This window comes from Algibacter miyuki (assembly GCF_030409805.1).
Lineage (GTDB): Bacteria > Bacteroidota > Bacteroidia > Flavobacteriales > Flavobacteriaceae > Algibacter > Algibacter miyuki.
This window is the reverse complement of sequence record NZ_JAUFQP010000007.1, coordinates 750,693-764,266: the sequence shown is the minus strand read 5'-3', so window position 1 is coordinate 764,266 and position 13,574 is coordinate 750,693. Positions and strand designations below refer to the sequence as shown.

Annotated in this window: 14 protein-coding genes; 9 read left to right on the top strand and 5 right to left on the bottom strand. The window is 34.7% G+C overall.

The window, feature by feature from the left end; translation table 11 throughout:
- The first annotated feature begins 6 nt into the window (after positions 1 to 6).
- From pdxA to QWY92_RS06265, 8 genes are all read left to right on the top strand, one after another.
- Complete coding sequence (gene pdxA / locus QWY92_RS06300) at positions 7 to 1,077, top strand: 4-hydroxythreonine-4-phosphate dehydrogenase PdxA (protein WP_290269445.1); 1,071 nt, start codon at positions 7 to 9, stop codon at positions 1,075 to 1,077.
- 130 nt (positions 1,078 to 1,207) lie between these two features.
- A complete protein-coding gene (locus tag QWY92_RS06295) occupies positions 1,208 to 1,750 on the top strand; it encodes a YceD family protein (RefSeq protein WP_290269444.1) in 543 nt (180 codons plus the stop codon).
- A gap of 9 nt (positions 1,751 to 1,759) precedes the next feature.
- A complete protein-coding gene (rpmF, locus tag QWY92_RS06290; protein ID WP_042496062.1) occupies positions 1,760 to 1,960 on the top strand; it encodes a 50S ribosomal protein L32 in 201 nt (66 codons plus the stop codon).
- A 178-nt stretch (positions 1,961 to 2,138) separates the two neighbouring features.
- Entirely contained in the window at positions 2,139 to 3,140 is a 1,002-nt protein-coding gene (locus QWY92_RS06285; protein WP_290269439.1) for a beta-ketoacyl-ACP synthase III, read from the top strand.
- 22 nt (positions 3,141 to 3,162) lie between these two features.
- Positions 3,163 to 3,639, top strand: coding sequence for an acetyl-CoA carboxylase biotin carboxyl carrier protein (accB, locus tag QWY92_RS06280; RefSeq protein WP_290269437.1), 477 nt, complete (start codon positions 3,163 to 3,165; stop codon positions 3,637 to 3,639).
- Between the two features lie 89 nt (positions 3,640 to 3,728).
- Complete coding sequence (gene accC / locus QWY92_RS06275) at positions 3,729 to 5,081, top strand: acetyl-CoA carboxylase biotin carboxylase subunit (RefSeq protein WP_290269434.1); 1,353 nt, start codon at positions 3,729 to 3,731, stop codon at positions 5,079 to 5,081.
- A 241-nt stretch (positions 5,082 to 5,322) separates the two neighbouring features.
- Positions 5,323 to 5,784, top strand: coding sequence for a 3-oxoacyl-ACP synthase (locus tag QWY92_RS06270; protein WP_290269431.1), 462 nt, complete (start codon positions 5,323 to 5,325; stop codon positions 5,782 to 5,784).
- Positions 5,785 to 5,939: 155 nt separating this feature from the next.
- Positions 5,940 to 6,194 carry a hypothetical protein gene (locus tag QWY92_RS06265; protein WP_290269429.1) on the top strand — a complete coding sequence of 85 codons (255 nt, stop codon included), beginning with the start codon at positions 5,940 to 5,942 and terminating at the stop codon, positions 6,192 to 6,194.
- A gap of 94 nt (positions 6,195 to 6,288) precedes the next feature.
- Here QWY92_RS06265 and QWY92_RS06260 read toward each other — a convergent pair whose 3' ends face one another.
- From QWY92_RS06260 to QWY92_RS06250, 3 genes are all read right to left on the bottom strand, one after another.
- Positions 6,289 to 7,662 (bottom strand): hypothetical protein, encoded by a 1,374-nt coding sequence (locus QWY92_RS06260; protein ID WP_290269427.1) that lies wholly within the window; start codon positions 7,660 to 7,662, stop codon positions 6,289 to 6,291.
- Between the two features lie 129 nt (positions 7,663 to 7,791).
- Entirely contained in the window at positions 7,792 to 8,703 is a 912-nt protein-coding gene (locus QWY92_RS06255) for an ABC transporter ATP-binding protein (RefSeq protein WP_290269426.1), read from the bottom strand.
- 26 nt (positions 8,704 to 8,729) lie between these two features.
- On the bottom strand, positions 8,730 to 10,883 hold the full coding sequence (locus QWY92_RS06250; protein ID WP_290269424.1) for a prolyl oligopeptidase family serine peptidase: 2,154 nt from the start codon (positions 10,881 to 10,883) through the stop codon (positions 8,730 to 8,732).
- A 126-nt stretch (positions 10,884 to 11,009) separates the two neighbouring features.
- Here QWY92_RS06250 and QWY92_RS06245 point away from each other — a divergent pair, with 126 nt between their 5' ends.
- Positions 11,010 to 11,966 (top strand): M28 family metallopeptidase, encoded by a 957-nt coding sequence (locus tag QWY92_RS06245; RefSeq protein ID WP_290269422.1) that lies wholly within the window; start codon positions 11,010 to 11,012, stop codon positions 11,964 to 11,966.
- Between the two features lie 61 nt (positions 11,967 to 12,027).
- Here QWY92_RS06245 and QWY92_RS06240 read toward each other — a convergent pair whose 3' ends face one another.
- The gene (locus QWY92_RS06240) at positions 12,028 to 13,017 is read right to left on the bottom strand and encodes an aspartate-semialdehyde dehydrogenase (protein WP_290269420.1); all 990 of its coding nucleotides are present in this window, start codon (positions 13,015 to 13,017) and stop codon (positions 12,028 to 12,030) included.
- Between the two features lie 135 nt (positions 13,018 to 13,152).
- Entirely contained in the window at positions 13,153 to 13,554 is a 402-nt protein-coding gene (gene mscL / locus QWY92_RS06235) for a large conductance mechanosensitive channel protein MscL (protein WP_290269418.1), read from the bottom strand.
- Positions 13,555 to 13,574: the final 20 nt, after the last annotated feature.

Sequence of the window (13,574 nt, the reverse complement as noted above, 5' to 3'; positions counted from 1 at the left end):
TTTTTAATGAAGCAAGCAGAAAATATAATAGTAGGAATATCTATAGGAGACTTAAACGGCATTGGCGGTGAGATTGTTTTAAAGACTTTTGAAGACGAAAGAATTTTAGACTTCTGTACCCCAGTCATTTTTGCATCAATAAAAGTAATGAGTTTTTTAAAAACGCACTTTAATTCGAGCATCAATTTTCACAGTATTAATAGTGTGAACCAAATAACCGTTGGCAAAATCAATGTATTTAACGCCTGGAAAGAATCTTCTAAAATCAATTTTGGAGAAGAAGACACTAAAATAGGTGAGTTTTCGGTAAAATCTTTAGCAGCAGCAACCAAAGCTTTAAAAAATGGTGATGTTGATGTTTTAGTAACGGCTCCCATAAATAAACATAATATTCAGTCGGAAGAATTCAACTTCCCTGGACATACCGATTATTTAGCACAAGAACTAGAAGGCGAAAGCTTAATGTTTATGGTAACCGATACTTTAAGAGTAGGTTTACTAACCGATCATGTTCCCGTAAAAGACGTATCAACACACATTACGGCCGAGCTTATTCAGCAAAAAATTAATACCGTTTACAATTCTTTAGTAAAAGATTTTAATATTCAACGCCCTAAAATTGCCGTTTTGGGTATTAATCCACATACCGGAGATAACGGGGTTATTGGTAGCGAAGACGATGATGTACTGCGCCCAACACTTAAAAAAATTAAAGAATCTGGCAAATTAGTTTACGGACCTTATGCCGCGGACAGTTTTTTTGGATCGGATAATTATAAAAATTTCGATGCTATTATCGCATCCTATCACGATCAAGGGCTAATTCCTTTTAAAACCTTATCCTTTGGGCAAGGCGTAAACTTTACAGCAGGCTTAAATAAAATTAGAACTTCACCAGACCATGGCACCGCTTATGAAATAGCAGGAAAAGGCACGGCTGATGAAAATTCGTTTAAAGAAGCCCTGTTTACAGCCTTAAAAATATACAAAAATAGAACAGAGTTTGAAAATTTAACGGCAAACCCGCTGAAGAAAGCTCCGGCAAACGAACGTAGAAAAAACTACAAAGAGCGCTAATAACACTGTAGTTACAACGAATAAAAGGACTACATTTTTTTGTTTATAAAGATATAAACAAAAAAATGTTTATAAGTAATGCTTAGTAAATAAAATTTTATATATTTGCAGGCTCAAATTAGATGTGATAATGAAGCCATTAAAAGAGTTTACAATTCCATTTGTAGGGTTAAAGCTTGGTAAACATCATTTCGATTTTGATATAAAACAAGCGTTCTTTGAACATTTTGAGTATGACGATTTTAATAACGTCAACATAAAAGCCGATGTGGACTTTGAAAAAAAGAGCACATTACTTGAGTTGAATTTTAAAATCTCTGGTTTTGTTAATGTTAATTGCGACATAACAAACGAACCCTATGACCAAACTATAGAAAACGATTTTCGTTTAATAGTTAATTTTGGTGATGAATATAACGATGAGAATATTGATATTTTAATACTTGCCCATGGCACTTATGAAATTAATATTCAACAGTACATTTATGAACTCATTGTATTATCTGTACCAATCAAAAGGATTCACCCAGGCGTTGAAGATGGAACATTAGATTCCGACATACTTAAAAAATTAGAACAATTAAGCCCAGGGCTTAAAGATAAAAGCGAACAAAAAGAAGAGGATATCGATCCTCGCTGGAATACATTAAAGAAATTATTAACGGATAAATAAACATATAAAATGGCACATCCTAAAAGAAAAATCTCGAAAACAAGAAGAGATAAAAGAAGAACACACTACAAAGCAACTGCGCCACAGATTGCTACTTGCCCAACAACTGGCGAGCCGCACTTATACCACAGAGCGCACTGGCATGAAGGGAAGTTATATTACAGAGGTCAAGTATTAATTGACAACTCTGAAGTAGAAAACGTAGCATAACATTATGCATGCATATAATAAAACACTCATTTATGAGTGTTTTTTTTATGAAATTACTTTTCCAATTGCAAAAAAACGTAAATTGCATAAAATTCCGCTAAATACTAGCTGTTTTTCACCAATTTGAACGATTTTGTTCAATTTTAACGATTTTTAGGGTAAAACTAACTATAAAGTTATGGGTAAAATCTCTGCAGCCATTACAGCTGTTGGCGCTTATGTGCCAGAATATGTGTTAACCAACCAGATTCTTGAAACGATGGTTGACACAAACGACGAATGGATAACTAGTAGAACAGGAATCAAAGAACGTCGTATTCTTAAAGACGACGGCAAAGGAACCTCGTACCTAGCCATTAAAGCCGCACAGGACCTCATCAATAAAAAAGGCATTGATCCAAAAGATATAGAACTTGTTATTGTTGCTACGGCAACGCCAGATATGAAAGCAGCCTCTACGGCATCTTTTACAGCCTCTGAAATTGGCGCTGTAAATGCATTTTCATTTGATATGGATGCGGCATGTTCTAGTTTTTTATTCGGGATGTCTGTAGCCGCAAGCTACATTGAAACAGGACGCTATAAAAATGTATTATTAATTGGAGCCGATAAAATGTCTTCTATTATAAATTACAAAGACAGAGCAACTTGTATTATTTTTGGAGATGGTGCTGGCGCCGTTCTATTTGAACCTAATGAAGAAAATTTAGGTTTACAAGACGAATATTTACGTAGCGACGGTACAGGACGTGAGTTTTTACAAGCCACATACGGTGGATCATCACACGCCTTAACCAAAGAAATTATGGACGAAGGTGGCCAATACGCCTTTCAAGAAGGTCGTACTGTGTTTAAAAATGCCGTATTTAATATGGCCGATGCTGCCGAAAAAATATTAGAACGCAACAACCTAACCAAAGATACTGTAGACTGGTTAGCCGCTCACCAAGCCAACAAGCGTATTATTGATGCTACAGCAAACCGTATTAATTTAGCACCAGAAAAGGTGATGATTAACATAGAAAAATACGGAAACACAACATCAGCAACGCTTCCATTACTAATTAACGATTACGAATCCCAACTTAAAAAAGGAGACAACGTTATATTTGCCGCTTTTGGAGGCGGATTTAACTGGGGATCTATTTATTTAAAATGGGCTTATAATACAGCAAACTAACCAACAAAAAAAACACAAAATTATGGATATAAAAGAGATTCAAAACTTAATTAAATTTGTTGCAAAATCTGGAGCAAGTGAAGTTAAACTAGAAATGGATGATATCAAAATCACCATTAAAACAGGTTCAGAGTCCGATACAACAATCGTACACCAAGTTCCTGCTCAAATGCCACATATCGCACAAGCACCTATTCAAGCTGCAGCTCCAGAAGCCGCTGCTCCTGCTAGTGCTCCTGCTGCAACAGAAGATTCAAAATACATCACTATTAAATCACCAATTATTGGTACATTCTATAGAAAACCATCTCCAGACAAACCATTATTTGTTGAAGTAGGTCAAACTATTGCTGAAGGAGACGTACTTTGTATTATTGAGGCTATGAAACTTTTCAACGAAATTGAATCTGAAGTTTCTGGTAAAATAGTAAAAATATTAGTTGACGATTCTTCTCCAGTAGAATTCGACCAACCATTATTCTTAGTAGATCCATCTTAATTTGAAGTTTAAAGTTTAAAGTCTAAAGTCTAGCACCACGTGTTAAACTTATATTCTCATAAACCATAAACTCTTAAACTCATAAAGATATGTTTAAAAAAATACTGATTGCCAATAGAGGTGAAATAGCACTACGTGTTATTAGAACCTGTAAAGAAATGGGCATAAAAACGGTAGCCGTGTACTCCACAGCAGATGCCGAAAGTTTACACGTTAAATTTGCAGATGAAGCCGTATGTATTGGCCCACCAGCAAGTAGCGAGTCGTACTTAAAAATGTCTAATATTATATCTGCTGCTGAAATTACAAACGCAGATGCCATTCACCCAGGTTATGGATTTTTATCAGAAAACGCTAAGTTTTCAAAAATATGTGAAGAGCACGGTATTAAATTTATCGGTGCTTCTCCTGAGATGATAGACCGTATGGGCGATAAAGCAAACGCCAAAGAAACCATGAAAGCTGCCGGTGTACCTTGTGTACCAGGAAGTGATGGCATTATTGAAACCTTTGAAGATTGTGTTCGTGTTGCTGAAGAAACAGGCTACCCTGTAATGCTTAAAGCTTCTGCCGGTGGTGGAGGAAAAGGTATGCGTGGTGTATTTAAACCTGAAGATTTAAAAGATGCTTGGGATTCTGCAAGACAAGAATCTAAAGCAGCCTTCGGAAACGACGATATGTACATGGAAAAACTTATTGAAGAGCCAAGACATATTGAAATTCAAATTGTTGGCGATTCTAACGGTAAAGCTTGTCATTTATCAGAAAGAGATTGTTCTATTCAACGTCGTCATCAGAAACTAACCGAAGAGGTGCCATCACCATTTATGACTACTGCACTGCGTAAAAAAATGGGTGAAGCTGCTGTAAAAGCATCCGAATTTATTAAATACGAAGGCGCCGGTACCATTGAATTTTTGGTTGATAAGCATAGAAACTTCTACTTCATGGAAATGAATACACGTATCCAAGTAGAGCACCCTATTACAGAACAAGTTATTGATTTCGATTTAATCCGCGAGCAAATTTTAGTAGCTGCTGGCGTGCCAATTTCAGGTAAAAATTACACTCCGAAATTACACTCTATAGAATGTCGTATTAATGCTGAAGATCCATTCAACGGCTTTAGACCTTCACCAGGAAAAATAACAACTTTACATGCGCCAGGAGGCCATGGTGTGCGTTTAGATACCCACGTTTACGCGGGCTATTCTATTCCACCAAACTACGATTCTATGATTGCGAAGTTAATTACAACCGCGCAAACAAGAGAAGAAGCTATTAATAAAATGAAACGTGCGTTAGATGAATTCGTTATCGAAGGCATTAAAACAACTATCCCGTTCCATAGACAATTAATGGATCATCCAGATTATTTAGCTGGTAATTACACCACCAAATTCATGGAAGATTTTGTAATTCAAAAACAAGTTGAAGAATAAATAACTAAAAGCTCCGAAATTCATTTTTTCGGAGTTTTTTTTTGCTTTAAACCAAATAGCTTTACCGTTTCATTCAAGTTACCATCAACAAGCTTAAACCGGCTTATTTTCGCTTTAAACAGAAATAATCACGACCTCACAAACTTTATAACTCAAAATAAAATTTCTTCGGAAAAGGGACACTAATTTTAAAACTTCAATTGAAATAGTCTAATTTCGTATTAAAGTCGATTCCACTTCCATGAAAAACACCATAAAACTAAAACAAACCCTATTTAATAGCTGCTTAGACTTTATAGATTCAAGATTTACAACCATACAAAATACCATAAACGAAATTCAAGAATCTCTAACTTCTGAAACAAAAAGTAGTGCAGGCGACAAACATGAAACTGGTCGAGCCATGTTGCAGTTAGAACGTGAAAAAGCGGGAAATCAACTTTCAGAAATCAATAAAATAAAAGTCGCACTTTCTAAAATTGATGTTTCAAAAACAACCCAAACTGTGGGTTTAGGCAGTATTGTTTTTACCTCTAACTCCAATTACTATATCGCCATAAGCGCAGGCGAACTAACTGCTGAAAATAAAAAATTCTATGCCATTTCTCCCAATACCCCAATCGGGTTATTATTAATGGGAAAAACGGTTGGTGATGTGGCCACCTTCCGAGGTACACAAATAGAAATAACAGCTGTTATATAATATTTAGATTTAGCAACAAAACCTCCTATCCTCCCCTTGTATTTCCTGTAGAAAAAGAAGGGAAAACACCCCTCAAAAAGGGATAATAAACGATTTCAGGCATCGCTGTGTTTTATTAATTTTACCATATTATTAATCCACTAAAACACAACACTATGCCACATTATGCACAAGGAACTTCTGGTTGGACTAAATTAAAAGGCTATCAAGCCATTTGGGATCCCAAGATTGATCTTGGTAAATTTTACTTTACCACTTTTCAAGGAAAACGAGAAGAAACACCTTACATGACTGCCTCAAATTTTGCCAGAGTTATAGATATTTTAAGAAATGAAACACCCGTTTACGGTAACTCATCAACAGGTTCCGTAACAACACAAGGTGAAGAAATTGGAGAAGAAGAAAGTTAACAAAAATGCTATTATCTCAACAAATAAAAGAGCTAAGCGCTGTAAAAAGCCTTGGCTCTTTTTTAGTTTTTAATTAAGATAAATACGATTAAACCTATTTACGTTTTAACTTTGGCGCTCCGCTATCTGGATATAATTGAGATTTTACCAACTCCATTTTAAGTCTAGAATTATATATAATTTTAACAATGGATAAAAAACCTGCCAAAGCTATAATACTATAAATACAAAGTAAAGTAAATCCTTTTTTAATAACCGCCCTTTTCACCTCTTGATCTTCGATACTTATCAAGCTTTCATCTTTCGGATTATAAAAACCATATACTTCAACTTGGGTTTCCAAACTTTTTTTAATAGAAAACATCTCAGCTTCTTGTGGCCTAAAACACCCTTCGTTAAGTTTTAAAATAGTTGTTTTGGGTTTTAATTCTAAGAGAACAGCCTCATACTTTTTAGCATTAAACAAACGTTGATTATAGGTTTCCATTTGTTTTTTAAAAGCATAATCAATCGCCTTATCGTAAAGGGAATCAACTATTTTTTTACCAACAAATTTTTGAAATAATGCGTTCGATTTTAATCCTTCTTTAAAAGTCGTCTTATTAGGCTTAGCTCGTTTTATATCTTTCACAGAAAAAAAATAACGGTAATTATAATTTGATGATGGATGATTATATATACGGTTTCTTTCTACTTCGGAAATCATATAATTATTCCCATATAATGAAAATCCACCGTTGTATTGATACACCCAAGCTTGGTCTATTTTTATATAATTAGCTTCGTTAATACTTTTTAAATCTTCTCCCGAGTTTAGAACAACAGGGTGATTACTGGTTTTTGATAACTGAGAAATTTTCAAACCCGATTCTAAAGCGTCTCCTAAAGAAAGTATAAACACTACAATTACTAAAGCAATAATACTTATCACATTAAAAAACGAAATAGGTTTCGCTTTTTTTAGTCCATGTTCTATTTCGTAATCCAAAAACAAGGTGTCGTTTACAGAAACCAAATATCTAAAAGCACCTTCATTTATAGCCACTGCACCTGCCGTTTCAATATATTCATAAAGCACAGCCTCTTTTTGCTTTTTAAGGTAACTACGCCAATGCCATGGAATTTTAACCTTTACGCCATCAAAGGTGTCGTGATAACTGCCGTGTTTACCGTGACCTTCGTAAATACGTTTGTAAAATCCGCGACCTTTTTGAACACTTGGGTTAACCTGATAAGATTTATAACCTTTTACAAACCAATAGATGTTATAAAGTAATAAAATGCAAAGACCAAAACCCAAATTAATTGCAAAGTTAGGTGTGTCAACTTCGGTATACACAAAAAAGGCACATACAACTATAATTGCCGCAATGATAACAAACAAGCTATACATCCACCGTTGAGCTCGAGAGATTCGGTCTTTAATAAAAGCTAATTCATTAGCATTTAAATTTCTATTTCCAAACATATTTTGTGCTATAATAAGTTTTCAAAAATCGGTATTTTAATCAGAAAACAGCTTTATAAATTAAAAAAGTAGCCAAACTTTCGTTAGACTACTTTTTATATTTTTTTAAAATTTAAATTGAAAAACCTATTAAGTCATTATTTTAAGAGACACTACATCGTTGTTTTTTAAAGCCGTTTTATTTTCAAACAATACCATTTTGCCATCCAAATCGGCTTCAATTAAATAATAATGTCCTTTAAAATACGATTGTTTTACTGTAGCTTTTAAGTTTGAATTTTCAACAAATTGAAGTTGATGCGCATAAATAATGTTATTTTCAATCACGTTAAACTCTCCAAAAAAGGAAGCAATTAATGGCGTTTTAGGTGTATGGTAAAGCTTTTCAGGAGTTCCTACAACTTCCACTTCATGATTATTAAGAATAAGCATTCTATCGGCAAAGCCAAGCACATCTTCTTTATCATGTGTGGCTACAATACAAGCAATATTTTTTTCCTTTAAATACTTAAAAACATTACGGCGTAACGATTGCTTTTTGAAGTTATCAATATGGCTGAAAGGCTCATCGAGTAATATAATTTCGGGTTGTTTTGCCAAAGCTCGTGCTAGTGCAACACGTTGTTTTTGTCCGCCACTTAAAGTTTTTACTTTTACTTTAGCAAAAGCCGTAAGCTCAACAACCTCAAGCAATTCTTTGGTACGTTCTTGTTTTTCCTCTGGATAAAAATTAGACAAAAAAGCGCCAATGTTTTCGGCAACGGATGTAAAAGGCATTAAATCGAACTCTTGAGCTACGTATTTCATAAAATCGTAACCCACAACCAAATTAAATTTAGGACCTAAAACTTCGGTTTCTTTCCAAAAAATATGACCTTCATTTAAATCGAATTCCCCATAAATTAATTTCAGCAATGTACTTTTTCCAGAGCCACTTTCTCCAATAATAGAAAGCTGTTCGCCTGCTTCTACAGCAAACGAAATTTGTTTTAAAACTTCAGTTTCTTGATATGAAAATGAGATGTTTTTTACTTGAAGCATATTCTAAATTATTGGACAGTAATATTTTAATTTTCGATAGACGTTGGTAATTCCTCAAAGCCCATATTGTAAAGTGTAAAACCAAAAATATCAGCATACTGTTCAATAGTTTTACTTACAGGAGTTCCAGCACCATGACCCGCATCGGTTTCAATACGAATTAAAGTTGGGTTACTACCCGTTTGTTTCGTTTGTAACTCGGCAGCAAATTTAAAACTATGTGCCGGCACCACACGATCGTCATGATCGCCAGTAGTTATTAAAGTCGCTGGATATTCAACTCCAGACTTCACATTATGCACAGGAGAATATCCTTTTAAATATTCAAACATGGCTTTATTATCTTCAGCTGTTCCGTAATCGTAAGCCCAGCCTGCACCCGCAGTAAACGTATGATAACGTAACATATCTAAAACACCAACTGCCGGTAAAGCTACCTTTGCCAAATCGGGACGCTGCGTCATGGTTGCACCAACCAATAAACCGCCATTTGAACCACCACGAATAGCCAAATAATTTGTACTTGTATAGTTTTTATCCTTTAAATATTCCGCAGCAGCGATAAAATCGTCAAACACATTTTGCTTTTTTTGCTGTGTTCCTGCATCATGCCACGCTCTTCCGTATTCGCCACCACCACGTAAATTAGGCACAGCATATACACCACCTTGCTCCATCCAAATGGCATTTGTAACACTAAAACTAGGGGTTAAACTCACATTAAATCCGCCATAACCATATAAAATAGTTGGATTTTTACCATTTAGTTCCAACCCTTTTTTGTGCGTAATCATCATTGGTATTTTGGTTCCATCTTTAGAGGTGTAAAACACTTGATGACTTTCAAAGTCGTCACTATTAAAGGCTATTGCCGATTTTCTATACAATTCCACCGCTCCAGAATCTGCATTAAATTTATACGTGGTTCCTGGTGTATTATAATTGGTAAACGAAAAATAGCTGGTTTTTTCTTCTTTTTTACTACCAAAACCGCTGGCCGTTCCTAAGCCTGGTAATTCAATATCTCTAATAAATTTGCCATTATAATCATATTGCTTCACTTTAGAAATCGCATCAACCATATACGTGGCATAAAAATAGCCACCACCTTTAGAAATAGATAATACATTCTCGGTTTCAGGAATAAAATCAACCCAATGCTCTGGTGTTGGGTTTGCCACATCTACCGTAACAATTTTTTCGTTTGGCGCGTTTAAATTTGTTGCTAAATACAGTTTAGTACCCGCTGTTTCAATCACGTTAGTACTACTTTCTGTATGATTTAAAATGGTAACAAACTCGCTGTTTGGTACCGATAAATCTTTCATAAAAAGTTTGTTTCCTGTAGTAGAAATGCGTGGTGCAATAAATAAATATTTATCATCTTCGGAAACGTTAGCGTAGATATAACGGTGTTTTTCTTCGGGTGTACCACCAAAAATTAAAGCATCATTTTTTTGAGGAGTTCCTAATTTATGATAAAACACTTTATGTTGATCAGTCTTTGCTGAAAGCTCGCTTCCTTCAGGTTTATCATAGCTAGAATAGTAAAATCCTTCGTTTTTAAACCAAGATATTTGCGAAAACTTCACATCGATAAGCGTGTCTTCTATTATTTCTTTAGACTCCACATCCATAATTAGAATTTTACGCCAATCGCTTCCTCCTTCGGAAATGGCATAAGCTAGAATTTTTCCGTTTTTAGAAAAACTTGTTCCTCCTAAAGATACTGTACCATCTTCCTTAAAGGTATTAGGATCTAAAAATACAGTAGCCGTTTTAGCATCTTCTCCCTTTTTAAAACGATAAAGTACACTTTGATTTTGCAAACCATCATTCTTATAAAAATACGTGTAATCTCCCTCGTTGAAAGGCGCTCCTACTTTTTCGTAATTCCAAAGTTCTGATAAGCGATTTTTTAACGCTTCTCTAAAAGGAATTTTATCTAAATATGCATTTGTTGCTTTGTTTTCGGCTACAACCCAAGCTTCAGTTTCTGGGCTTCTATCATCTTCCAACCAACGGTATGGATCTTTAACATCAACACCAAAATAAGTGTCAATAGTATCTACGGTTTTTGTTTCAGGGTAACTCACTACAGGATGTTTTTTTACAGTTTTGTCATTTCCACACGCCCACAACAGGGTTAGTGAGAAAAAGGTAATTGCTATTTTTTTCATTATTTAGGGTATTAATCATCAAAAATACGCAAAATCATAATCTAAAGTTCCAGATTTATGTAATAATAGTGGAATTAAAACGCGGGTTAATTATATATTTGACAAAGCTATCCAAACCCAAAAAAAATGAAAAAACTTGCTTTATTCTCACTAATATTCTCTTCATATTTTAGTGTGTTTTCTCAAACGGAAGTTACAACGAGTGAAATAAAAAATCATATTGAATTTTTAATATCAGATAAAAACCAAGGCAGATATCCTGGCGGAAAAGCCAACAAACGTGTTGTAAAGTATATAAAAAAAGAGTTTAAACATGTTGGACTACAAGCTTTCAACAATAATTACAAGCAAGTTTTTAAAGCTAAATTACGCGTAGAAAAAGGCACAGACAACGCTCCAGAAGTAAACACCAGTAATGTCGTTGGTTTTATTGAAGGCCATGATCCATTATTAAAAAACGAATATATTGTTTTAGGAGCCCATTACGACCATTTAGGTCTTGGTGGTCCATCGTCTAAATCGGAAAAACGAGGTGTGGTCTATCATGGTGCTGATGATAACGCTAGTGGCACAGCGGCTTTACTTGAAATAGCTGAAAAGTTAGCCGCCAATAAAGATCAATTAAAAAGAAGTGTCATTTTTATCGCTTTTGGAGCAGAAGAACAAGGTTTATTAGGAAGTAAATATTTCGTTGAAAATCCATTAGTACCGTTATCCCAAATAAAATTAATGATAAACATGGATATGGTTGGACGACTGAATAAGAACAACCATGTTTACGCTGGAGGTGCTGGAACGTTTAACGGTGGCGTAGAATTCATGAAGGTTTTAGGGAAATCTTTAGGATTAAACCCGATAGTTCACGCTGGTTCGGTAGGCGGATCAGACCATGTTTCGTTTTACAAAAAGAACATTTCTGTTTTAGGTATTCATACTGGAGGACATCCGCAGTATCACACACCCGAAGACACTTTAGAACTTATAAATTTAGAAGGCGAAAAGCTGGTTTGCGAATATATTTCCCAAACCATTCTAAGCAAAGCTTCTACTCACAATAATATTGAATTTATAAATCAAGATTAACGCCATAAAAAAAGCCCCTGTAAAAATACAGGAGCTTAAAATATATTAATTAGTATGTAAATTATACTAAGTTATTTTCAACTAAATATTCAGCAATTTGCACCGTGTTTGTTGCAGCTCCTTTACGTAAGTTATCGGCAACAATCCACATATTTAATGTATTTGGTTGTGTTTCGTCTCTTCTTAAACGTCCTACAAAAACTTCATCTTTATCGTGCGCTAAAATAGGCATCGGGTAAATATTTTTAGAAGTATCGTCTTGTAAAATAACACCTGGCGTTTCGCTAATTAATTGACGCACATCTTTTAAATCGAAATCGTTTTCAAACTGTACATTTACAGATTCTGAATGCCCACCAGCAGTAGGAATACGCACCGCCGTAGCTGTTATAGAAAAGCTACTATCGCTAAATATTTTTTGTGGCTCACGAGCCAATTTCATTTCTTCTTTAGTGTAACCATTTTCTAAAAACACATCGCAATGTGGCAAAGCATTTCGTCCAATAGGGTGCGGATATGCCATTTCGCCTTCAATACCAGCAATTTCGTTTTCTAGTTGTTTTACTGCTTTTACGCCTGTACCAGAAACCGATTGGTAAGTTGAAACTACAATACGTTTCATTTTATATTTTTTATGAAGTAGCGACAATGCTAATACCATTTGAATGGTAGAGCAGTTTGGGTTCGCTATAATCTTATCATCTTTTGTTAATTCGTGTGCATTAATTTCTGGAACCACTAATTTCTTAGTTGGATCCATACGCCATGCTGACGAATTATCAACCACCGTAGTACCTGCTGCAGCAAATTTTGGAGCCCACTCTATTGATGTATCACCACCTGCAGAAAATATAGCAATCTCTGGCTTTGCAGCAACAGCATCAGCTAAACCAATTACGGTATATTCTTTATTTTTAAAGGTTAATTTCTTACCTACAGAACGTTCTGAAGCTACCAATAATAGTTCGGTAACAGGAAAGTTACGTTCTTCTAACACTTTTAGCATCACTTCGCCTACCATTCCAGTGGCTCCTACAACTGCTACTTTCATAATTTTATATTTAATAAATTTCTAAGAACAAAACTAAGTATTAATTCCATTGTAAAATCTAAAAAAAGCCCTCATTTTCGAAAAACGAGGGCTTTTTAACAACAAATAACACGATGTTATATAATTAACAGTTTGTTATTTTTTAAGTAAATCTCTTATTTCAGAAAGTAAATCTTCTTGAGAAGGTCCTGCTGGAGCCGCTTCTGCAACTTCTTCTTTCTTCTTCATTTTATTAACACCTTTTACAACCATAAACATAACAAAAGCAACAATAATAAAATCGATAATGTTTGTTAAAAACGCTCCCCAAAGTACAGCTACTTGTCCTTCCATAACACCTTCTGCATTTACTATTCCTTCTTTAACAACGTATTTTAAATCTTTGAAATCTGCATTGAAAATTAATCCAATTAACGGCGATACAATACCTCCTGTAAATGATGTTACCACTTCTTTAAAAGCTGCACCCATCACGAAACCTACTGCAATATCAACAAGGTTGCCCTTCATTGCAAATTCTTTAAATTCTTTTAACATAATTAATTCTTTATTAAATT